Annotated in this window: 19 protein-coding genes and 1 tRNA gene; 12 read left to right on the top strand and 8 right to left on the bottom strand. The window is 67.4% G+C overall.

Features of this window, described 5'->3' with window-relative positions:
* Window positions 1–15 precede the first annotated feature (15 nt).
* The 6 genes from ACN8ZM_RS16760 (at window position 16) to ACN8ZM_RS16735 (ending at window position 4,251) form a co-directional block, all read left to right on the top strand.
* Window positions 16–91 (top strand) — tRNA-Phe (locus ACN8ZM_RS16760).
* Between the two features lie 369 nt (window positions 92–460).
* The gene (queC, locus tag ACN8ZM_RS16755; protein ID WP_043184736.1) at window positions 461–1,195 is read left to right on the top strand and encodes a 7-cyano-7-deazaguanine synthase QueC; all 735 of its coding nucleotides are present in this window, start codon (window positions 461–463) and stop codon (window positions 1,193–1,195) included.
* Between the two features lie 84 nt (window positions 1,196–1,279).
* Window positions 1,280–1,912: a 7-carboxy-7-deazaguanine synthase gene (queE, locus tag ACN8ZM_RS16750; protein ID WP_043184735.1), complete on the top strand. Its 633-nt coding sequence runs from the start codon at window positions 1,280–1,282 to the stop codon at window positions 1,910–1,912.
* Between the two features lie 18 nt (window positions 1,913–1,930).
* Window positions 1,931–2,383 (top strand): 6-carboxytetrahydropterin synthase QueD, encoded by a 453-nt coding sequence (gene queD, locus ACN8ZM_RS16745; protein WP_089451443.1) that lies wholly within the window; start codon window positions 1,931–1,933, stop codon window positions 2,381–2,383.
* A 309-nt stretch (window positions 2,384–2,692) separates the two neighbouring features.
* Window positions 2,693–3,478 carry an HpcH/HpaI aldolase family protein gene (locus ACN8ZM_RS16740; protein WP_043184733.1) on the top strand — a complete coding sequence of 262 codons (786 nt, stop codon included), beginning with the start codon at window positions 2,693–2,695 and terminating at the stop codon, window positions 3,476–3,478.
* Window positions 3,475–4,251, top strand: a complete 777-nt coding sequence (locus tag ACN8ZM_RS16735; RefSeq protein WP_205824031.1) for a tetratricopeptide repeat protein — start codon at window positions 3,475–3,477, stop codon at window positions 4,249–4,251. The genes ACN8ZM_RS16740 and ACN8ZM_RS16735 overlap by 4 nt, the downstream gene beginning before the upstream one ends.
* Before the next feature lie 99 nt (window positions 4,252–4,350).
* On the opposite strand, the gene rodA is transcribed toward ACN8ZM_RS16735, so the two are convergent.
* The 5 genes from rodA to ACN8ZM_RS16710 all read right to left on the bottom strand — a co-directional run bounded on the left by rodA (window position 4,351) and on the right by ACN8ZM_RS16710 (window position 10,635).
* Window positions 4,351–5,499 (bottom strand): rod shape-determining protein RodA, encoded by a 1,149-nt coding sequence (gene rodA, locus ACN8ZM_RS16730; RefSeq protein WP_043184732.1) that lies wholly within the window; start codon window positions 5,497–5,499, stop codon window positions 4,351–4,353.
* 11 nt (window positions 5,500–5,510) lie between these two features.
* Complete coding sequence (gene mrdA, locus ACN8ZM_RS16725) at window positions 5,511–7,790, bottom strand: penicillin-binding protein 2 (protein ID WP_420210338.1); 2,280 nt, start codon at window positions 7,788–7,790, stop codon at window positions 5,511–5,513.
* Between the two features lie 114 nt (window positions 7,791–7,904).
* A complete protein-coding gene (gene mreD / locus ACN8ZM_RS16720) occupies window positions 7,905–8,417 on the bottom strand; it encodes a rod shape-determining protein MreD (protein ID WP_009687274.1) in 513 nt (170 codons plus the stop codon).
* A complete protein-coding gene (gene mreC / locus ACN8ZM_RS16715) occupies window positions 8,414–9,466 on the bottom strand; it encodes a rod shape-determining protein MreC (protein WP_420210337.1) in 1,053 nt (350 codons plus the stop codon). The genes mreD and mreC overlap by 4 nt, the downstream gene beginning before the upstream one ends.
* Before the next feature lie 125 nt (window positions 9,467–9,591).
* Window positions 9,592–10,635, bottom strand: a complete 1,044-nt coding sequence (locus ACN8ZM_RS16710) for a rod shape-determining protein (RefSeq protein ID WP_004189550.1) — start codon at window positions 10,633–10,635, stop codon at window positions 9,592–9,594.
* A gap of 367 nt (window positions 10,636–11,002) precedes the next feature.
* Between ACN8ZM_RS16710 and gatC the strand changes: the two genes are divergently transcribed.
* The 5 genes from gatC (at window position 11,003) to ACN8ZM_RS16685 (ending at window position 16,114) form a co-directional block, all read left to right on the top strand.
* Window positions 11,003–11,302, top strand: coding sequence for an Asp-tRNA(Asn)/Glu-tRNA(Gln) amidotransferase subunit GatC (gene gatC / locus ACN8ZM_RS16705; RefSeq protein WP_043184729.1), 300 nt, complete (start codon window positions 11,003–11,005; stop codon window positions 11,300–11,302).
* 69 nt (window positions 11,303–11,371) lie between these two features.
* Window positions 11,372–12,862, top strand: a complete 1,491-nt coding sequence (gene gatA / locus ACN8ZM_RS16700) for an Asp-tRNA(Asn)/Glu-tRNA(Gln) amidotransferase subunit GatA (RefSeq protein WP_420210336.1) — start codon at window positions 11,372–11,374, stop codon at window positions 12,860–12,862.
* Between the two features lie 4 nt (window positions 12,863–12,866).
* Complete coding sequence (gene gatB / locus ACN8ZM_RS16695; protein WP_420210335.1) at window positions 12,867–14,342, top strand: Asp-tRNA(Asn)/Glu-tRNA(Gln) amidotransferase subunit GatB; 1,476 nt, start codon at window positions 12,867–12,869, stop codon at window positions 14,340–14,342.
* Between the two features lie 118 nt (window positions 14,343–14,460).
* The gene (locus ACN8ZM_RS16690; RefSeq protein ID WP_420210334.1) at window positions 14,461–15,300 is read left to right on the top strand and encodes a polyphosphate kinase 2 family protein; all 840 of its coding nucleotides are present in this window, start codon (window positions 14,461–14,463) and stop codon (window positions 15,298–15,300) included.
* Window positions 15,301–15,340: 40 nt separating this feature from the next.
* On the top strand, window positions 15,341–16,114 hold the full coding sequence (locus ACN8ZM_RS16685) for an exodeoxyribonuclease III (protein ID WP_420210333.1): 774 nt from the start codon (window positions 15,341–15,343) through the stop codon (window positions 16,112–16,114).
* Between the two features lie 126 nt (window positions 16,115–16,240).
* Here ACN8ZM_RS16685 and ACN8ZM_RS16680 read toward each other — a convergent pair whose 3' ends face one another.
* Window positions 16,241–17,293, bottom strand: coding sequence for an NAD(P)-dependent alcohol dehydrogenase (locus ACN8ZM_RS16680; protein WP_420210332.1), 1,053 nt, complete (start codon window positions 17,291–17,293; stop codon window positions 16,241–16,243).
* 229 nt (window positions 17,294–17,522) lie between these two features.
* Here ACN8ZM_RS16680 and ACN8ZM_RS16675 point away from each other — a divergent pair, with 229 nt between their 5' ends.
* On the top strand, window positions 17,523–18,467 hold the full coding sequence (locus ACN8ZM_RS16675) for an AraC family transcriptional regulator N-terminal domain-containing protein (protein ID WP_420210331.1): 945 nt from the start codon (window positions 17,523–17,525) through the stop codon (window positions 18,465–18,467).
* 30 nt (window positions 18,468–18,497) lie between these two features.
* On the opposite strand, the gene ACN8ZM_RS16670 is transcribed toward ACN8ZM_RS16675, so the two are convergent.
* A complete protein-coding gene (locus ACN8ZM_RS16670) occupies window positions 18,498–19,550 on the bottom strand; it encodes a M48 family metallopeptidase (RefSeq protein ID WP_420210330.1) in 1,053 nt (350 codons plus the stop codon).
* A complete protein-coding gene (locus ACN8ZM_RS16665) occupies window positions 19,540–20,961 on the bottom strand; it encodes an AmpG family muropeptide MFS transporter (RefSeq protein WP_043184719.1) in 1,422 nt (473 codons plus the stop codon). The genes ACN8ZM_RS16670 and ACN8ZM_RS16665 overlap by 11 nt, the downstream gene beginning before the upstream one ends.
* Window positions 20,962–21,005: the final 44 nt, after the last annotated feature.

The following is a 21,005-nucleotide window of genomic DNA, read 5'->3' as shown; positions in this document are numbered from 1 at the left end:
TTTCTCTTCTTCGTTGGCCCGGTAGCTCAGTTGGTAGAGCAGCGGATTGAAAATCCGCGTGTCGATGGTTCGATTCCGTCCCAGGCCACCAGAATTAAAACCCCAAGAATCGGAAGGTTCTTGGGGTTTTTCGTTTGTGGTGGGGTTTGCGTGGTGAGTGGCAAGCGGAGTGGTGTGGGGCGGCTGCCCGGCAGCATTCGTGTGGGCATGATAAAATCCGTGCCCGCTCAATAACTTAGCGCATCGCTTCATGCGCACGGCAGGCTGCCAGCGTGGCGCCGCCGTGGCGCGCGGCAACGATGCCGCGCGATGGGCGGTATAAGCGCTCCGCCGCGTTCGCGGCCGATTGCGCTGCCTATACTGGTCGAGCCGGCCCAGGCCGGCACGCGTCGGGCCGCCCGGCGGCAGCCGGCCCCGGGGCGCAGCGCGACGCGAGCCTACACATTCACGGAGTATCACGGTGATTCGGACAGACGCTAAAGACGGCGCGCTCGTGTTGTTTTCCGGCGGGCAGGACTCGGCCACGTGCGTGGCATGGGCCCTCGAACGCTACCAGACGGTCGAGACGCTCGGGTTCGATTACGGCCAGCGCCATCGCGTCGAGCTCGAATGTCGCGAAGGCGTGCGCGAAGCGCTGAAGCGTGATTTTCCCGCCTGGTCGGACCGGCTCGGCGACGATCACATGATCGACCTGTCGGTGCTCGGCGCGATCAGCGATACCGCGATGACGCGCACGATCGAGATCGAGACGGCGGCGAACGGCCTGCCGAACACGTTCGTGCCGGGCCGCAACCTGATGTTCATGACGATCGCCGCGGCGATCGCCTATCGCCGCGGGCTGCGTGTGCTGGTCGGCGGGATGTGCGAGACCGATTTCTCGGGTTATCCCGATTGCCGCGACGATACGATGAAGGCGCTGCAGGTCGCGCTGAACCTCGGGATGGACACGCGCGTCGTGCTCGAGACGCCGCTGATGTGGCTCGACAAGGCGCAAACCTGGCAGCTCGCCGAACAGCTCGGCGGCGAGGCGCTCGTCGAACTGATCCGCGTCGAGACGCACACCTGCTACGTGGGCGAGCGCGCGGAACTGCACGAGTGGGGCTTCGGCTGCGGCGAATGCCCGGCCTGCAAGCTGCGCAAGCGCGGCTACGAGGCCTACCTGAAGGGCGAACGCGTGACCGAAGCGCCGCTGTGAAGCGCGCCGCGGCACGGTGAATTAACAACGGATTCCGATCCGGATTTTGATCGATAACGAGCGGCGCGAGCCGGACGAAGCACGATGACTTACGCGGTCAAGGAAATCTTCTACACGTTGCAGGGCGAGGGCGCGAACGCGGGCCGGCCGGCCGTGTTCTGCCGGTTCGCCGGCTGCAATCTGTGGTCGGGCCGCGAAGAGGATCGTGCGGAGGCCGTGTGCCGCTTCTGCGATACCGACTTCGTCGGTACCGACGGCGAGAACGGCGGCAAGTTCAAGGACGCCGAAGCGCTCGTCGCGACGATCGCCGGCCTGTGGCCGGAGGGCGAGGCGCACCGCTTCGTCGTCTGCACGGGCGGCGAGCCGATGCTGCAGCTCGACCAGCCGCTCGTCGACGCGCTGCACGCGGCCGGCTTCGAGATCGCGATCGAGACCAACGGCTCGCTGCCGGTGCTCGAATCGATCGACTGGATCTGCGTGAGCCCGAAGGCCGACGCGCCGCTCGTCGTCACGAAGGGCAACGAACTGAAGGTCGTGATCCCGCAGGACAACCAGCGGCTGGCCGAGTACGCGAAGCTCGACTTCGAGTATTTCCTCGTCCAGCCGATGGACGGCCCGTCGCGCGACCTCAACACGAAGCTCGCGATCGACTGGTGCAAGCGTCATCCGCAGTGGCGGCTGTCGATGCAGACCCACAAATATCTGAACATTCCCTGAGCCACGGCTTTTGACATCGTGCTGATTACCCGAAAACTCGAATTCGACGCGGGCCACCGCATTCCCGATCACCGCAGCCAGTGCCGGAATCTGCATGGTCATCGCTACGTGCTCGAAGTCACGCTGCGCGGCGATCTCGTCGATACCGAGGGGGCGCCCGACCGCGGCATGGTGATGGATTTCGCCGACGTGAAGGCGCTCGCGATGGAGCACCTGGTCGGCAAGTGGGACCATGCGTTCCTGGTCTATGCGCGCGACGACGTCGTGCGCTCGTTCCTCGAGCAGATGGCCGACCACAAGACGGTCGTGATCGACCGGATCCCGACCGTCGAGAACCTCGCGGCGATTGCGTTCGACATCCTCGCAAGCGTGTACGACGCGCACTACGGCGTGAACCTGCGGCTCGAGCGCGTGCGCCTGTACGAAACGCCGAACTGCTGGGCCGACGTCGAGCGCCAGCCCGGCCGCTGATCCCGCCTTCCGGGCAGCCCCGCCAGCCGGCGCGGGCTGCCTGCCGACGCCGCATCCCGCGGCTTCCCCGTCTCGCTCCCCGTCCGTTTCCACATTCCGCGTAACGCCGCGCTATGATCGTTGCGTGGCGCTGAAAAACGCAGCCGTGCGCCATCGCGCGGCCGGCGCTGTCAGATCGGCCGCCCACGGCCGACCAAGGTTCCAGGGCCCGGTCCTGGCGCCGCCGTGCTTCGCTGCGCGGCGTGCCGCGCTCCGCTTTGCCCGTTGCTTGTCCCGTTCGATTGCCGTTCCGTCCAGGAGGCCGTATCGATGAGCACGCTCACCAATTCCCTCAAACAACGCCTGCGCGACGGCGATGAGCCGCTGTACGGCCTGTGGCTGTCGCTCGGCAGCGACTCGGCCGCGGAAGCGCTCGCGCATGCCGGCTACGACTGGCTCTGCATCGACATGGAGCACGCGCCGAACGACAGCCGCGATGTCGCATCGCAGTTGCGCGCGATCGCCGCCGCCCATCTGCCGAGCGAGCCGGTCGTGCGCGTGCCGGCGCGCGAACCGTGGCTCGTGAAGCGCGCGCTCGATGCGGGCGCGCGCACGCTGATGTTTCCCGGTATCGAGACGCCGGACGACGCCGCGCACGCGGTGCGGCTGACGCGCTATCCGTCGCCCGAATCGCCGGACGGCCTGCGCGGCGTCGCGGGCATGGTACGCGCGGCGGCGTTCGGCATGCGCCGCGATTACGTGCAGACGGCGAACGCGCAGGTCGCGGTGATCGTGCAGATCGAATCGGCGCGCGGCGTCGACGAAGTCGAGCGGATTGCGGCGCTGCCCGGTGTCGACTGCCTGTTCGTCGGCCCGGCCGATCTCGCGGCGAGCCTCGGGCATCTCGGCGACATCCGCCACCCGGACGTCGAAATCGCGATGGCGCGCGTGCTCGCGGCCGGCCGGCAGGCCGGCGTCGCGGTCGGCATCTTCGCGGGCGACACGGCGGCCGCGCGCCAGTATCGCGAGGCCGGCTACCGGATGATCACGCTGTCGGCCGACGTAACCTGGCTGTTGCGTGCCACGCGGCAGGCGCTGCAGGAGGTACGGTCATGAACGGTGGCGATGGCGCGTGCCGTGGGCGCGCACGGGGCGCGATCGGGGTGCGCGGGCAGGTCGGCGCGATGCTCGGCCTGTGGGCCGTGTGTATCGCGGCCGCTGCGCAGGGTGCGCCGCAAGCGAAGCCCGATCCGTCGCACGAGACGCAATCGGCGGTCGCCGACTACAACGCCGGCGACTATCGTGCGGCGCTGGTGCAGTTCCACGACGCGGCCGAACGCGGCGACCGTCTCGCGCAATTCAACTACGCGATGATGCTGCTGACGGGCGAAGGCGTGACGGCGAACGTCGACGAAGGGCTGCGCTGGCTGAAGCGCGCAGCCGACGCGAACATGTCGCATGCGCAGTACGTGTATGGCCGGATGCTCGACGACGGCGAGTTCGTCGCGCGCAATCCGGCCGAAGCGCATCGCTGGTTCCTGCGGGCGGCGAAGCAGGGGCATGTGCAGGCCGAGCTGTCGCTCGCGAACCAGTTCCTCGACGGGCGCGGCACGCCGCGCGACAACCGGCAGGCGTTCGCGTGGTACAAGCAGGCCGCCGACGCGGGCGAACCGACCGCGCAGTACGTGACCGCGTCGTTCTACGAGCGCGGCGGCGACGGCGTCGCGCAGAACCTGAACATCGCGCGCGCGTATTACGCGGCGGCGGCCGCGCAGGGCGACGAGACGGCCGGGCTGAAATTCAAGGAGCTGAGCGCGCGGCTGAAGGCGCAGGGGCCGGCATCGGGTGCCGGCGCGGAGCCGGGCGGCGCGCATGCGCCGCCGCCGTGAGCGGGGACGCGCGTCGCGCCGCAGCTGCGTTCGACATGCCTGGACGAAAAAAAACGGCGCCGAGGCGCCGTTTTTTGTTCTGCGATGGGTGCCGCGCGGTCAGCTCTTCATCAGTCGCCGCTGCCGCCCGACGCTCATGATCATCCCGATCGCGATGCCGAGCGTCGTGAGCGCGGTGCCGCCATAACTCATGAACGGCAGCGGCACACCGACGACCGGCAGCACGCCGCTCACCATCCCGATGTTGACGAACGCGTAGACGAAGAACGCGAGCGTGAGCGAGCCCGCGAGCAGGCGGCCGAACAGCGTCGCGCCCTGCGCGGCGATATAGAGCCCGCGCGCGATCAGCGCCATGTACAGCGTCAGCAGCACGAGCCCGCCGACGAGCCCCCATTCCTCGGAGAACACCGCGAAGATGAAGTCGGTGTGCTTTTCCGGAATGAATTCGAGGTGCGCCTGCGTGCCTTTCAGGTAGCCCTTGCCGAGCACGCCGCCCGAGCCGATCGCGATCACGGCCTGGATCGTGTGGAAGCCCTTGCCGAGCGGGTCCGAGGTCGGGTCGAGCAGCGTACACACGCGGTGCTTCTGGTAGTCGTGCATCAGCGGCCACTGCACTTCGGGCTGGCAGATGCGTTCTTCGAACACGGCGATCGAGCCGACTGCGATCACGCCCGCGACGAGCACTGGCACGATCAGCTTGAACGACAGGCCGGCGAGGTAGATCACGAAGAAGCCGGCCGCGAACACGAGCAGGCCCGTGCCGAGGTCGGGCTGCTTCGCGATCAGCCCGACCGGCACCAGCAGGATCCCGAACGCGGCGACGAAGTCGTACCAGCGCACCCCGCCTTCGCGGCGCTGGTAGTACCACGCGAGCATCAGCGGTGTCGCGATCTTGAGGATTTCCGACGGCTGGATCACGACGCCGACGTTCAGCCAGCGCTTTGCGCCTTTCTTGGTCATCCCGAACAGCGCGACCGCGACCAGCAGCGCGACCCCGAACGTGTAGAGCGGGACCGCGAAGCGCATCAGCGTGGTGGGCGGGATGTTGGCGATCACCCACATCAGCACGAACGTCAGCAGGATGTTGCGCAACTGGTCCTCGACGCGGCCCGGCATGTCGATCGCCGCGCTGTACAGCGTGACGATGCCGACGCACAGCAGCAGGAACACGATGAGGGCGAGCGGGCGGTCGAAGCCCGCGAACATCTGCTTGATCTTGTCGAGCCAGGCGCGCTTGTCGAATTGCATGCCTTTCTCCGTTAATGAGCGGTGCCGGCGTCCGCCGCCTTCGCGGGGGCCGTCGCACGGTGGTTGTCGTCGCGCGGCGTGGCGACGAGCGGCTGCGCGTCGCTGGCGGGCCGGTGCGGCCGGTGCGGGCGCCGGATCGGCGGCAGGCTCGCGGCCCTCGGCGCCGCGGCGTTGGCGGGCAGGGCGGCGCTCGCGGCGGCGGCAGCCGACGCTTCGGAGGCCGCCGCGGCCGATGCCGCTTCCGCCGCGCTGGCCGCGCTCGGCACGACCGGCTGCGGCAGCGCGGTGAAGCCGGCCGCGACGGCAGCAGGCTTGTTCGCGTCGCCGATCACCGGTGCGTTGACGGGTTCGGTCGCCGACGCCGCGGCCGCCACGGCCGCTGCCTCGTTCTGCGGGTTCTGGCGGTCGATGAGGTAGAAGTCGAGCACGCGGCGTGCGATCGGGCCGGCGGCCTGCGCACCCCAGCCGCCGTTCTCGACGACCAGCGCGACGGCGATCTGCGGATGGTCGACCGGCGCGTAGGCGATGAACAGCGCGTGGTCGCGCAGGTGCTCGGCGAGCAGGTGGCCCTTGTAGTTGGAGCCTTGCAGCGAGAACACCTGCGCGGTACCGGTCTTGCCGGCGGCGAGGTACGGCGCGCCGCGGAATACCTTGTACGCGGTGCCGGACGGGTTCTCGATCACGTTCTCCATCCCGCGCTTCACGACGTCGATGTCGGCCTGCTTGAGCGGGATCACTTCGCTTTCCTTCGGCACGGTCAGGTGGCGCCCGCGCGTGATCGGATCCTCGACTTCCTTCACGAGGTGGGGTTTCATCACGACGCCGTTGTTCGCGAGCGTCGCGGTCGCGTGTGCGAGCTGCAGGATCGTGAACGAGTTGTAGCCCTGGCCGATCCCGAGGCTGATCGTCTCGCCGTCGAACCACTTCTGCTGCGCGGCCTTCTTGAACGCCTTTTTCTTCCAGTCGGTCGACGGCAGGATCCCGCGCGCCTCGCCCTGGATGTCGATCCCGGTGATCTGGCCGAAGCCGAACGGCTTCATGAAGTTCGCGATCGAGTTCACGCCGAGGTCGCGCGCGAGCATGTAGAAGTAGGTGTCGTTCGACACCATGATCGCCTTGTTCATGTCGACCCAGCCCTGGCCCGAGCGCACGTCGTTGCGGAACGTGTGGCCGCCGAACGTGAAGTAGCCGGGATCCTGGAAGCCCCAGCCCGGCGTGCGTTTGCCGAGCGTCAGGCCCGCGAGCGCCATGAACGGCTTGTACGTCGAGCCGGGCGGGTAGGTGCCGTGCAGCGGGCGGTTCAAGAGCGGCTTGTCGGTCGAGTTGTTCAGCTCGTCCCAGGTCTGCTGGTCGATGCCGTCGACGAACGAGTTCGGGTCGAAGCTCGGCGACGACACGAACGCGAGCACGTCACCCGTCTTCGGCTCGATCGCGACCAGCGCGCCGCGCTTGCCGGCGAACGCCTGCTCGGCGACCTGCTGCAGCCCGATGTCGAGCGACAGCACGAGGTTGTTGCCGGGCGTCGCCTGCGTGCGCGACAGCGTGCGCACCGGCCGGCCGCCGGCCGTCACCTCGACTTCCTCGAAGCCCGTCAGCCCGTGCAGCTCGGTCTCGTAGCTCTGCTCGACGCCGATCTTGCCGATGTAGTCGGTGCCCTTGTAGTTGTTCGCGTCGCGGCGCGGATCGTAGTTTTCCTGGTCGCTGTCGTTGTCGTCGCTCATCGCGTCGATGCGATCCTGGTCGCGCTTCGAGATCCGGCCGATGTAGCCGATCACGTGCGCGGCCGTCGTGCCGAGCGGATATTGGCGGAACAGCCGCGCGCGCACATCCACGCCCGGGAAGCGGAAGCGCTGCGCGGTGAAGCGCGCGACTTCGGCGTCGGTGAGCCGGGTGCGGATCGGCAGGCTCTCGAAGTTCTTCGAGTCTTCCTGCAGCTTCTTGAAGCGGCGGCGGTCGCGCGCGTCGATCGGGATGATCTCGGACAGCTTGTCGATCGTGTTGTCGAGCGTGTCGTCGAGCTTCGACGGCGTGATCTCGAGCGTGTACGCCGAATAGTTCTTCGCGAGGATCACGCCGTTACGGTCGGTGATGATCCCGCGGTTCGGCACGATCGGTGCGACCGAGATGCGGTTTTCCTCGGCCTGCAGCGCGTATTTGCCGTGCTGCATCAGCTGCAGGTAGAAGAAGCGGCTCGCGAGCAGCCCGAAGCAGACGAACACGAACACGCCCGCCGCCGCGACGCGCAGGCGGAACTTCGAGAGCTGCTGTTGGGTGTCGTTGAATTCGGTCATGCGATTAGGTGCGACGTGGCCCGCGCACGGCGTGCCGGTGCGGGCGAGGTGCCGCCCCGGAGCGCGGCGCGCGGCGGGCGTGGGGGCGGCGGGTATTCAAGGCAGGCCCCTGGCTCAGATGGGGCGCGTATCGTCCGGATCGACCGGGCGGCGTTGCGGCATCAGCAGCAGGTGGCTCGCGATCGGCCACAGCGCGGCTTCGACGAAGCCGTCGACCAGATAGCGCCAGCCCGGGAACGCGGCGCCCATCACGAGGCGGATCACGAACGGTACGAGCTGCGCGACGACCAGCAGCGGCGTGACGTACAGCACCTGCACGCCGATCGGCATCCACAGCACGCGGCGGTGGATCGTGATCGCGCCGTACGACAGCAGCGTATAGGCAAGCGCATGCTCGCCGAGCAGCCCGGCGTCATGCACGTCCATCAGGATGCCGAGCGCGAACGCGACGCCCATCCCGACCTTGCGCGGCTGGTGGATGTTCCAGAACAGCAGCACGAGCGCGACGAAGTCGGGCACGCCGGGCAGTCGGCCCCACGGCATCAGGTTCAGCAGGAACGCGGCGGCGAGGCTGAAGACGATGAAGTACGGATTGACCGGCTGCAGGATGTATTGCGGGCGATTCATCGCTGGGCTCCTGATTGCCCGGTTGCGGGCTTCGCGGGCGCGGCGGCGGGCTTGGCCGGCGCGGCCGGTGCCGCAGGCTTCGCGCCGGGCTGGGCCGCGGCGGCCGGCTTCGCATTCGCGTCGGCCTTCTCGCCCTTCGCAGCGGCTTTCGCGCCCTTCTTGCCCTTCGCGTTCTTGTCGGCGGCCGGATCGGGCTCGGCCGGGCGCGGCGGGATGTCGTTCTGGTAATGCAGCACGAGCATCTGGCGCGCGCCACGCACGGCGGCGAGCGGCGCGCAGGTCACGCGCGCGAACGCCGTATCGGCGAGCTTGTCGACGCGCGCGACCTTCGCGACCGGCAGGCCGGGCGGATAGACGCCGTCGAGGCCGCTCGTGACGAGCTCGTCGCCGACGACGAGGTCCGCGCTGGTCGGCACGAAGCGCAGGTCGAGCGAATCGCCCTTCGGCGTGCCGTAGATCACGCTGCGCAGGCCGGTGCGCAGCACCTGCACGGGAATCGCGAGATCGCGGTCGGTGACCAGCGTGACTTCGGACTGCAGCGGGAACACGCGCGTGACCTGGCCGACCACGCCGTTTTCGCTGACGACGGGCGCACCGTTCTGGATGCCCTGCTGCGAACCCTGGCCGATCACGATCTTCTGTGTGAACGGATCGCTCGTGTCGTACTGGATCTCGGCCGGCGTCGATTGCGTCGCGATATGCTGGCGCAGCTCGAGCACCGCGCGCAGGTGCGCGTTCTCCTGCGTGAGCACGGCGGCCTGGTTGGCTTGCGTGGACAGCTGCAGGTTGCGTTTGCGGAGATCGTCGTTCTCGTGGCGCAGCGACGCGCCGGTGACGGCGATGTCGGCCGCGCCCATGAACAGGTCGCGCGGCACGAGCGCGGCGCGCTGCAGCGGATAGAGCACGGTGCCGAGCACGCCGCGGACGATTTCGAGCGTGCTGAAGCGCGCGTCCGAGACGAGGAGCGCGATGGCGAGGGCAACGAAGAAGATGAGCCGCGCGAGCGCGGGCGGACCTTGCTTGAAGAGGGGCGGCGGACTGTATTCCATGGTCGGCGCCGGGCGCGTGTGATCGGTTAAATGATGCTCAGACGCGCAAACGGCGCGGCGGTTCGTTCTGAACGATCGATCCGGCCGCGCCGCGGGTGCGTCATATCAACGAACTGCCTAGACGATCACTCGTACGAGAAGATGCTGCCCAGCTTGTCCATGCGTTCGAGCGCCATGCCCGAACCGCGTACGACGCAGGTGAGCGGATCTTCCGCGACGAGCACCGGCAGGCCGGTTTCTTCCGCGAGCAGGCGGTCGAGGTCGCGCAGCAGCGCGCCGCCGCCCGTCAGCATCATCCCGCGTTCGGCGATGTCGGCACCGAGTTCCGGCGGGGTCTGTTCGAGCGCGATCTTCACCGACGACACGATCTGGTTCAGCGGATCGGTCAGCGCTTCGAGGATTTCGTTGCTGGAGATCGTGAAGCTGCGCGGAATGCCTTCCGACAGGTTGCGGCCCTTCACTTCCATTTCCTTGACTTCGGAGCCCGGGAACGCGGAGCCGATTTCCTTCTTGATCGCCTCGGCGGTCTGCTCGCCGATCAGCATCCCGTAGTTGCGGCGGATGTAGTTGACGATCGCCTCGTCGAACTTGTCGCCGCCGACGCGGACCGAACCCTTGTACACGATGCCGCCGAGCGAGATCACGCCGACTTCCGTCGTGCCGCCGCCGATGTCGACGACCATCGAGCCGGTCGCTTCCGACACCGGCAGGCCCGCGCCGATCGCGGCCGCCATCGGCTCTTCGATCAGGTAGACCTGCGATGCGCCGGCGCCGTGCGCGGCTTCCTTGATCGCGCGGCGCTCGACCTGGGTCGAACCGCACGGCACGCAGATGATGATGCGCGGCGACGGCGAGAACATGCGCGACTCGTGGGCCGTCTTGATGAACTGCTTGATCATCTGCTCGGTGACGGTGAAGTCGGCGATCACGCCGTCCTTCATCGGGCGGATCGCCTCGATGTTGCCCGGCACCTTGCCGAGCATCTGTTTGGCTTCCTTGCCGACTGCCTGGATCGTCTTCTTGCCGTTGGGGCCGCCTTCCTGGCGGATCGACACGACGGACGGCTCATCGAGCACGATGCCCTTGCCGCGCATGTAGATCAGGGTGTTTGCGGTGCCGAGGTCGATCGCCAGATCGTTGGAGAAGTAGCTGCGCAAAAAACCGAACATTCAGAATCCTGTTTCGCTCTGGGCCGGCCCTGCATAGCGAGCGCTGAGGGCGGCAGCGGAAAAAATAACAGCCTCGGGAAGCGTGGCGGAAGCGGCCGCCGCGGCGCACGAAGCTGCGAGTGATGTCTACCGGGGATCGCACGAAGCACGCACGGCTTGCCGAAGCGGGGCGAAACGGTGCGGGAAAAGGCTGCCGGGTTTGGGTCGAACGCGTAATGATACCTTATAATTTCACGGTATTTGAATCGAAACGGGCGGTATTTTTGCCGCTTCGGCCCCGATTTTTGAGGGTGGGATCGCACCCTCCAACCCCCCGCCGCAGTGCTGCTTTTGATGCGCTGCGCAGCCTTGTTTTTCCGGTGATCGCATGGCCCTGACCCTGACCGATGTGAAACGCATCGCGCACCTGGCGCGACTCGAAATGGCCGACGCCGACGCCGAGCACATGCTCGGCCAGCTCAATGAATTCTTCGGCCTCGTCGAACAGATGCAGGCGGTCGACACCGCCGGCATCGCGCCGCTCGCCCACCCGATCGAGCAGATCCAGGCCGTCGCGCAGCGCCTGCGCGACGACGCCGTGACGGAAGTCGTCAATCGCGACGACAACCAGCGCCCGGCGCCGGCCGTCCAGGACGGCCTCTATCTTGTGCCGAAGGTGATCGAGTAAGCATTCGATGACAAGCGCGCCGCCGTCTTCGCGCCGCGCGCCACCCAGAATTCCCAGGAAAACCACTCAATGCACGCAAAAAGCCTGACCGAACTGCGCGCCGCGCTCGCCGCCAAGGAATGCTCGGCCGTCGAGCTCGCGCAGCTCTACCTGAAACGGATCGACGCCGCGCGCGACCTGAACGCGTTCGTCCACGTCGACGCCGACCTGACCCTCGCGCAGGCGAAAGCTGCCGACGCGGAGCTCGCGCGCGGCGCGGGCGGCGCGCTCACCGGCCTGCCGATCGCGCACAAGGATGTGTTCGTCACGCGCGGCTGGCGCTCGACCGCCGGCTCGAAGATGCTCGCGAACTACGAGAGCCCGTTCGACGCGACCGTCGTTGCCCGCCTGCAGGCGGCCGGCATGGTCACGCTCGGCAAGACCAACATGGACGAGTTCGCGATGGGCTCGTCGAACGAGAATTCGGCGTTCGGCGCGGTGAAGAACCCGTGGGACACGAACGCGGTGCCGGGCGGCAGCTCGGGCGGCAGCTCGGCCGCCGTCGCCGCGCGCCTCGCGCCGGCCGCGACCGGCACCGACACCGGCGGCTCGATCCGCCAGCCCGCGTCGTTCGCGGGCGTGACGGGCATCAAGCCGACCTACGGCCGCGTGTCGCGCTACGGGATGATCGCGTTCGCGTCGTCGCTCGACCAGGGCGGCCCGATGGCGCAGAGCGCGTCCGACTGCGCGCTGCTGCTGAACGGGATGGCCGGTTTCGACGAGCGCGACTCGACGAGCCTCGAGCACGACGACGAAGACTTCACGCGCCACCTCGGCCAGCCGTGGGCGGCCGGCAACGACGCGGGCAAGCCGCTCGCGGGCCTGCGCATCGGCTTGCCGAAGGAATATTTCGGCGATGGCCTCGCCGACGACGTGCGCGCGGCGATCGACGCGGCCCTCAAGCAGTATGAAGCGCTCGGCGCGACGCTCGTGCCGGTGTCGCTGCCGAAGACGGAACTGTCGATCCCCGTGTATTACGTGATCGCGCCGGCGGAAGCCTCGTCGAACCTGTCGCGTTTCGACGGCGTGCGCTTCGGCCACCGCGCCGCGCAGTACGGCGACCTGCTCGACATGTACAAAAAGTCGCGCGCGGAAGGCTTCGGCCCCGAGGTGAAGCGCCGGATTCTGGTCGGCGCCTACGTGCTGTCGCACGGCTACTACGACGCGTACTACCTGCAGGCGCAAAAGATCCGCCGCATCATCGCGAACGATTTCCAGGAAGCGTTCAAGTCCTGCGACGTGATCATGGGCCCGGCCTCGCCGACGGTCGCATGGGATCTCGGCGCGAAGGGCGACGATCCGGTCCAGATGTATCTGGCCGACATCTACACGCTGTCGGTGAGCCTCGCCGGCCTGCCCGGCATGAGCGTGCCGTGCGGTTTCGGCGCGGGTGCGAACGCGAAGCGCCCGGTCGGCCTGCAGATCATCGGCAACTATTTCAACGAAGCCCGGATGCTGCAGGTCGCGGACGCGTTCCAGCGCGCGACCGACTGGCACAAGCAAGTTCCGGCAGGGGTGTAAGCATATGGCTACTCAATGGGAAGTCGTCATCGGTCTCGAGACGCACGCGCAACTGTCGACCGTCTCGAAGATTTTCTCCGGCGCGTCGACGCAGTTCGGCGCCGAGCCGAACACGCAGGCCTGCCCGGTCGACCTGGCGCTGCCGGGCGTGCTGCCGGTGCTGAACCGCGGCGCGGTCGAACGCGCGATCCGCTTCGGCCTCGCGATCGGTTCGACCATCGCGCCGCGCAGCATCTTCGCGCGCAAGAATTATTTCTACCCCGATCTGCCGAAGGGCTATCAGATCAGCCAGTACGAGATTCCGGTCGTGCAGGGCGGCCAGATCACGATCCAGGTGCCCGCCAACGAAAAGGCCGGCAAGGAAGCGTACGAGAAGACCGTCAACCTGACCCGCGCGCACCTCGAGGAAGATGCGGGCAAGTCGCTGCATGAAGACTTCGCCGGGATGACGGGGATCGACCTGAACCGCGCAGGCACGCCGCTGCTCGAGATCGTCACCGAGCCGGAAATGCGCAGCGCGGCCGAGGCCGTGGCCTACGCGAAGGCGCTGCACGGGCTCGTCGTGTGGCTCGGCATCTGCGACGGCAACATGCAGGAAGGCTCGTTCCGCTGCGACGCGAACGTGTCGGTGCGCCCGGTCGGCCAGGAGAAGTTCGGCACGCGCGCGGAAATCAAGAACCTGAACTCGTTCCGGTTCCTCGAAGAAGCGATCAACTACGAAGTGCGTCGCCAGATCGAGCTGATCGAGGACGGCGGCGAAGTCGTGCAGGAAACGCGCCTCTACGATCCGGACAAGCGCGAGACGCGTTCGATGCGCAGCAAGGAAGACGCGCATGACTACCGCTACTTCCCCGACCCCGACCTGATGCCGCTCGTGATCGGCCAGGACTGGATCGAGCGCGTGCAGTCCGGGATGCCCGAGCTGCCGGCCGCGATGCAGCAGCGCTTCGCCGACGAATACGGCGTGTCCGCGTACGACGCGGGCGTGCTGACGTCGAGCAAGGCGATGGCCGCGTACTTCGAGGCCGTGGTCGCGAAGGCCGGCACCGCGAACGCAAAGATCGTCGCGAACTGGCTGATGGGCGACGTATCGTCGCAGCTGAACCGCGACGGCATCGAGATCGACGCGATTCCGGTCTCGGCCGCGCAGCTCGCGCTCGTGCTGCAGCGCATCGCCGACGGCACGATCTCGAACAAGATCGCGAAGGAAATCTTCGCGACGATCTGGGACGAGAAGGCCGACGACGAAGGTGCGGCGGACCGCATCATCGACGCGAAGGGGCTGAAGCAGATCTCCGACGCCGGCGCGCTGGAAGCGATCATCGACGAGGTGCTCGCGGCGAACGCGAAGTCGGTCGAGGAATTCCGCGCAGGCAAGGAAAAGGCGTTCAACGCGCTGATCGGCCAGGCGATGAAGGCGACGAAGGGCAAGGCCAATCCGCAGCAGGTCAACGAACTGCTGAAGAAGAAGCTCGGCTGAGCATGCACGCGCGTCTGAACCGCGCTTGACGACGGGCCGCTCCGAACCAGTTCGGGGCGGCCCGTTGCGTTTGGTGGATGCGTTATCGTATGCACCACAGCGTCCAACGGAGGAACGAATGGCGAAACAACCGTCGCTCGACGATTTCCGCGTGCCGTACTGCACGCACGAGAAGGAAGCCGCAGCATTCAAGCTCGACGCGTTCGACCCGGCCGCGAAGCCGTTCTCGTCCGGTTCGAAGGACGACGACCGCGCCCGGCTGTCGACCGTGTCGACCGAACTCGACGTGCAGCAGGAGCGCCTGCACACGCAGCAGAAGAAGCGCGTGCTGCTCGTGCTGCAGGGGATGGATACCAGCGGCAAGGACGGCACCGTGCGCGCGGTGTTCCGCGAGGTCGATCCGCTCGGCCTGCGCGTCGTGCCGTTCAAGGCGCCCACGCCGATCGAGGCCGCGCACGACTTCCTGTGGCGGGTGCATGCACAGGTGCCGGCCGCGGGCGAGCTCGCGATCTTCAACCGCAGCCACTATGAAGACGTGCTCGTGCCGCGCGTGCTCGACCTGATCGACGCGAAGGAGTGCGAGCGCCGCTACCGGCAGATCCGCGATTTCGAGACGATGCTGGTCGAGAACGGCACGACGATCATCAAGTGCTTCCTGCACATCTCGAAGGACGAGCAGCGCGAGCGGCTGCAGGCGCGCATCGACGATCCGACCAAGCACTGGAAGTTCGACATCTCCGATCTCGACGCGCGCAAGCACTGGGATGCATACCAGTCCGCCTACCGCGACGCGCTCGCGGCGACGTCCGCCGAGCATGCGCCGTGGTACGTGATCCCGGCGAACTCGAAGACGCACCGCAACGTGATGATCGCCGAGCTGCTGCTGCGCACGATGACCGACATGAAGCTGGAATTCCCGCCGCCGAAGCCCGAGCTCGAAGGCGTGAAGATCCGTTAAGCTGCCACCCTGTAAAACATCGAACTGAACGGAATCCGACATGATGCGAGTGATTACCGCCAACCTGAACGGCATCCGCTCCGCCGCGAAGAAGGGCTTCTTCGAGTGGCTCGGCGAGCAGAACGCCGATTGCGTGTGCGTGCAGGAAATCAAGGTCTCGGCCGACGACCTGCCGGCCGAATTCGTCGAACCGCACGGCTTCAAGAGCTATTTCCACCATGCCGAGAAGAAGGGCTACAGCGGTGCCGGCGTGTACAGCCGCCGCGAGCCCGATGACGTGATCATCGGCTTCGGCAGCAGCGAATTCGATGCGGAAGGGCGCTACGTCGAGGCGCGCTACGGCAAGCTGTCGGTCGTGTCGGTGTACGTGCCGTCCGGCTCGAGCGGCGAAGAGCGCCAGCAGGCGAAGTACCGCTTCATGGACGCGTTCATGCCGCACCTCGCCGAGCTGAAGAAGAAGCGCGAAGTGATCCTGTGCGGCGACGTGAACATCGTCCACAAGGAAATCGACATCAAGAACTGGAAGAGCAACCAGAAGAACTCGGGCTGCCTGCCGGAAGAGCGCGAGTGGCTCACGAAGCTGTTCGACGATGTCGGCTATGTCGACGTGTTCCGCACGCTCGACCCGCGCGCCGAGCAGTACACGTGGTGGAGCAACCGCGGCCAGGCGTATGCGAAGAACGTCGGGTGGCGGATCGATTACCAGATCGCGACGCCGGGCGTGGCCGGCACCGCGAAAAACACGTCGATCTTCAAGGACATCAAGTTCAGCGACCATGCGCCGCTGACGGTGGACTACGACTACAAGAAGTGACCTCCCGCGCTGCGCCGCGCGCGTAGCAGCCGGATCATCCGGCCGCCGGAGGCAAAAACGGGCCGCATGTCGAACATGCGGCCCGTTTCGTTTGGGGCGGCGATCGTGCGTGCTGCCCGGCGGCGCTTACTGCTTGATCGACGCCATGTCGATCACGAAGCGGTACTTCACGTCGCTCTTCAGCATCCGCTCGTAGGCCGCGTTGATCTGCTGCATCGGAATCGTTTCGATATCCGACGTGATTCCGTGCTCCGCGCAGAAGTCGAGCATCTCCTGCGTTTCCGCGATCCCGCCGATCAGCGAGCCCGCGAGGCGACGGCGCTTGAAGATCAGGTTGAACACCTGCGGCGACGGATGGTCGTGCTCCGGCGCGCCGACCAGCGTCATCGTGCCGTCGCGCTTGAGCAGGTGCAGGAACGGGTTCAGGTCGTGTTGCGCGGCGACCGTGTTCAGGATGAAGTCGAAGCTGTTCAGGTGCGCGTTCATCTGCGCTTCGTCCTTCGAGATCACGACTTCGTGCGCGCCAAGCCGCTTGCCGTCCTCGATCTTCGACGGCGACGTGGTGAACAGCACGACGTGCGCACCCATCGCGCGCGCCAGCTTCACGCCCATGTGACCGAGGCCGCCGAGGCCGACGATCCCGACCTTCTTGCCGGGGCCGACGTTCCACTGGCGCAGCGGCGAGTAGGTCGTGATCCCCGCGCACAGCAGCGGCGCGGCGCCGGCCGGGTCGAGCGTCTCGGGCACGCGCAGCACGAACGCCTCGTCGACGACGAGTTGCGTCGAATAGCCGCCGAACGTGATGTCGCCCGTCACGCGATCCTGGCCGTTGTAGGTGCCGACGAAGCCGGTCTCGCAATACTGCTCGAGACCTTCGGCGCAGCTCGGGCAGGTGCGGCACGAATCGACGAGGCAGCCGACGCCGACCAGCTGGCCGACCTTGAAACGTGACACCTGCGGGCCGGTCGCGGTCACGCGGCCGACGATTTCATGGCCCGGCACGACCGGGTAAATCGTGTTGCGCCATTCGTTGCGGGCCTGGTGCAGGTCCGAGTGGCAGACGCCGCAGTAGAGGACGTCGATCTGGACGTCGAGGTCGCGCAGTGCGCGACGCTGGAATTCGAACGGGGCGAGCGGCGACTGCGAATCGGTCGCTGCGTAGGCATAGGTAGTGCTCATGCAGGGGGCTCCTTGTCCGGGATGGATAACCGGCAAAACAGACTGCCGTCGCACCATGTGGCGATGCGGCGAGGCAGGACGTCATCGTAAGGAGCGCGGCGCCGCGGCGAAATACACGAAGGTCTGGAAGATTTGCCTATTCCTCTCGAATTGCACGTCAACGGCCGTCAAAATGCTTTCAAGGTGCTACATTTCGAGCCAGATTCTCTTGCCGGACAGGACCGCGCCGATGAGCTTCCAGCCCCTTTTCGCCGACTCGGACGACCGGGTGCGGCGCCGCATGATCGAGCTGCACACGCGTCTCGCGCCGAACGACGGCGACACGCCGGCGGCGCTCGACGGCGTGCGCTTCATTCGCGTGAGCCGTCCTGCACCGCGCATGCCGGTGCTGTACGAGCCGAGCATCGTCGTCGTGTGCCAGGGGCGCAAGCTCGGCTATCTCGGCGATCGCTCGTTCGTCTACGACGCGCAGCAGTATCTGGTGCTGTCGGTGCCGCTGCCGTTCGAATGCGAGACGTTCGCGAGCATGGACGCGCCGTTTCTCGCGATCTCGATCCGCATCGACCTCGCGGTGATCGCCGAGCTCGCGATCCTGCTCGACGAGACGCTCGGCGCATCCGTCAGCGAGCCGCTCGGCGTCGATTCGACGCCGCTCGATGCGCCGCTGGCCGACGCCGTGCTGCGGCTGCTCGAAACGCTCGCGTCGCCGCACGACACGCGCGTGCTGGGCCCCGCGATCATGCGCGAGATCGCGTACCGCGTGCTGACCGGCGCGCAGGGCGACGCGATCCGCGCGGCGCTCGTCCAGCAGCATCACTTCGGCCGTATCGCGAAGGCGCTGCGGCGCATCCATGCGGACTTGAAGGCCGACCTCGACGTCGAGACGCTCGCGCGCGAGGCCGGGATGAGCCTCGCGGTGTTCCATGCGCAGTTCAAGCACGTGACGGCGACGTCGCCGATGCAGTACGTGAAGGCCGCGCGGCTGCACCAGGCGCGGCTGATGATGGTGCAGGACGGGGTCGGCGCCGGCGCGGCGGCCGCGCGCGTCGGCTATGCGAGCGCGTCGCAGTTCAGTCGCGAGTTCAAGCGGCTGTTCGGCCGCAGCCCGGGTGACGAGGTGCGCTGGATGCGCGAAAGCGGCGCCCGGCCGGTCGCGGCGGACGTGGATGCGTAGGGCGGCGTAGCGATCGGCCGTGCGTGGCGCTCAGCGCCGCACGACCTTGCGGCGCTGCGCGCTGATGCCCGCGTAGTCGGGCAGCGTGTCGACGCGCTTGCCCACCGCCTTCGCGTACAGCGGCATGAGATCCGGCAGGCGGTTCAGCAGATCCTGGCGGCGGGCGGTGCTGTACGGATGCGTGTAGATGAAGCCCGTCGCCTTGTTCCCGCGGGTCGCGACCGCGAGCTTGTCCCACAGCGTGATCGCCGCGCGCGGATCGAAGCCCGCGCGTGCGGCGATATCGCCGCCGATCACGTCGGCTTCGGTCTCGTCGGTCGCGTTGTAGTGGAGCGTCTGCAGGCGTTCGCCGATATTCAGTGCCTGCGGCAGCGGATCGCCGACGCCGAACAGCGGCGGCAGCGCGGCCGCGCGCAGCGACGTCTGCGAGGTCTCGCTGAAGTTGCTGCGCGCGTGTTCGCGCAGCGCGTGCGCGATGCCGTGCGCGAGCAGCACGCCGAGCTCGTCGTCGTTCAGGCGGACGCGGTCGAGCATGCCGCCGTAGACGAGCACCTTGCCGCCCGGCAGGCAGGTCAGCCGGATGTCGCGCGAGCGGATCGCGTTGACGTCCCATGCCCAGTTTTTCACGCGGTCGTTCCACTTCACCGAATACGGCGCGAGCTTCGCGACGATCGCGCGCAAGCGCTTCACGCGCGGCTGGTTCGCGGGCAGCAGGCGATTGCTGTCGGCGGCCGCCTGCACGATCTGCGCGTATTCGTTCGCGGTGAGCTGCTCGAGCAGCGGCGACGGGATCAGCGTGCGGAAGGCAATGGCGTTGCCGTAGCGGACCTGCTGCTGCGTCTGCGCATAAGCCTTCGCCGACGCCGCCGCGCCGGTCGGCTGCGCGGGTTCGGCGGCGGCCGGCTGGGCGGGGGCGGCGGAAGGCGAAGTTGCCGGCGGTGAAGCCGGCGCAGTGGCTGGCGCGGCGGTGGCGGCGGGCGCACCGGCGTCGGCCGCATGGGCGAACCCCGCGGCGAGCGCCGCGGCACCGACGCTCAACGAAGCCGCAACGCGCGCGAGGCGGTGCAGGCCGTTACTGCGCACGGCTGGCCTCGCCGTTGCGAGCGGCACCGTTCCACGGCGCGATCTTGAACAGCAGCAGCATGCCGGGAATCGCGAGCGCGGTGCATACGATGAAGTAGTCGAACCAGCCGATCTTCGCGACGATGAAGCCGCTCGCGGCCGATGCGAGCGTGCGCGGCACCGACGCGAGGCTCGTGAACAGCGCGAACTGCGTGGCCGTATAGCGCGGGTCGGTCGTGCTCGCGATGTACGCGACGAACGCGGCCATCGTCAGGCCGGTGGTGAACGTTTCGACGCCGTAGACGAGCGCGAGCGCGACCGTCATCGGGCTGAACTGCGGCGTGACGGCGATGCCGAACACCGACAGCACCGACGCGATGGCATGGCTCGTCGACACGGTGAAATCGTAGAGCACGGCGAGCACGGGCGAACCGGGGCCGAGCTGCGCGAGCCACGCGAAGCCGAGCGTCGACACCATCTGCAGCGCGCCGAAGATCCACAGCCCGCGGCCGATGCCGATCTTCACGAGCCAGACGCCGCCGATGATGCCGCCGGCGACGCTCGCGACGAGCGCGGTGGTTTTCGCGACGATGCCGATCTCGGTGCGCGAGAAGCCGATGTCGAGGAAGAACGACGTCGACAGCGTGGTGGCCATCGTGTCGCCGATCTTGAACAGGAAGATGAATGCGATGACGAGCAGTGCGCCGGCCCAGCCGTCGCGCTGGATGAATTCGCGGAACGGCAGCACGATCGCGTCGCGCAGGTTGCGCGGTGGCGCGCCGACCACTTCGGGCTCGCGTACGAACAGCGTCATCAGGATGCCCGGCAGCATGAATGCGCCGGTGAGCGCGAACACGGCGTCCCACGGCATGTGGTCGGACAGGATCAGCGCCAGCGAGCCGGGGATCAGCGCGGCGAGCTTGTACGCGTTCACGTGTATCGCGTTGCCGAGGCCCTGCTCGGTATCGCGCAGCAACTCGCGGCGATAGGCGTCGATCACGATGTCGGCGCTTGCGCCGAAGAACGCGACGAGCGTGGTGAGCGCGGCCACCGTCCAGATCGAGTCGCGCGGCGACACGAAGCCGAGTGCGGCGATCGCGCCTGCGACCAGCAACTGGGTGAGCAGCAGCCAGCCGCGCCGGCGGCCCGGCCGCCAGCCAGGCAGGCGCGGGACGTAGCGGTCCATCAGCGGCGCCCACAGGAACTTCCACGTGTACGGGAACTGGATCAGCGCGAACAGGCCGATTTCCTTCAGGTTCACGCCCTCGGAGCGCAGCCATGCCTGCACGAGGTAGACGAGCGTGAAGAGGGGCAGACCGGACGTGAAGCCGAGGAACACGCAGATCAGCATGTGCGTGTTCAGATAGGCTCGCCAGCCGGGGTGATCCTCGTGAGCGGTGAGTGCGGGCGCCTCGTGTGGCGTTTTCGACATGGACAGAAACTGGGTAGCGTTGACTGATGGCGGCGGCAGCGCAG

Source organism: Burkholderia aenigmatica (genome assembly GCF_048627025.1).
In the GTDB taxonomy this organism is placed as follows: domain Bacteria; phylum Pseudomonadota; class Gammaproteobacteria; order Burkholderiales; family Burkholderiaceae; genus Burkholderia; species Burkholderia aenigmatica.
Note: the sequence above shows the minus strand (reverse complement) of the source record. Positions and strands in the feature narration are given on the sequence as shown.

Bases quoted from the DNA above. Each gene is read 5' to 3' on its own strand.
- queE (WP_043184735.1), top strand. From the start codon at position 1,280: ATGACTTACGCGGTCAAGGAAATCTTCTACACGTTGCAGGGCGAGGGC.
- ACN8ZM_RS16740 (WP_043184733.1), top strand. From the start codon at position 2,693: ATGAGCACGCTCACCAATTCCCTCAAACAACGCCTGCGCGACGGCGAT.
- ACN8ZM_RS16735 (WP_205824031.1), top strand. From the start codon at position 3,475: ATGAACGGTGGCGATGGCGCGTGCCGTGGGCGCGCACGGGGCGCGATC.
- rodA (WP_043184732.1), bottom strand. From the start codon at position 5,499: ATGCAATTCGACAAGCGCGCCTGGCTCGACAAGATCAAGCAGATGTTC.
- mrdA (WP_420210338.1), bottom strand. From the start codon at position 7,790: ATGACCGAATTCAACGACACCCAACAGCAGCTCTCGAAGTTCCGCCTG.
- mreD (WP_009687274.1), bottom strand. From the start codon at position 8,417: ATGAATCGCCCGCAATACATCCTGCAGCCGGTCAATCCGTACTTCATC.
- mreC (WP_420210337.1), bottom strand. From the start codon at position 9,466: ATGGAATACAGTCCGCCGCCCCTCTTCAAGCAAGGTCCGCCCGCGCTC.
- ACN8ZM_RS16710 (WP_004189550.1), bottom strand. From the start codon at position 10,635: ATGTTCGGTTTTTTGCGCAGCTACTTCTCCAACGATCTGGCGATCGAC.
- gatC (WP_043184729.1), top strand. From the start codon at position 11,003: ATGGCCCTGACCCTGACCGATGTGAAACGCATCGCGCACCTGGCGCGA.
- gatA (WP_420210336.1), top strand. From the start codon at position 11,372: ATGCACGCAAAAAGCCTGACCGAACTGCGCGCCGCGCTCGCCGCCAAG.
- gatB (WP_420210335.1), top strand. From the start codon at position 12,867: ATGGCTACTCAATGGGAAGTCGTCATCGGTCTCGAGACGCACGCGCAA.
- ACN8ZM_RS16690 (WP_420210334.1), top strand. From the start codon at position 14,461: ATGGCGAAACAACCGTCGCTCGACGATTTCCGCGTGCCGTACTGCACG.
- ACN8ZM_RS16685 (WP_420210333.1), top strand. From the start codon at position 15,341: ATGATGCGAGTGATTACCGCCAACCTGAACGGCATCCGCTCCGCCGCG.
- ACN8ZM_RS16680 (WP_420210332.1), bottom strand. From the start codon at position 17,293: ATGAGCACTACCTATGCCTACGCAGCGACCGATTCGCAGTCGCCGCTC.
- ACN8ZM_RS16675 (WP_420210331.1), top strand. From the start codon at position 17,523: ATGAGCTTCCAGCCCCTTTTCGCCGACTCGGACGACCGGGTGCGGCGC.
- ACN8ZM_RS16665 (WP_043184719.1), bottom strand. From the start codon at position 20,961: ATGTCGAAAACGCCACACGAGGCGCCCGCACTCACCGCTCACGAGGAT.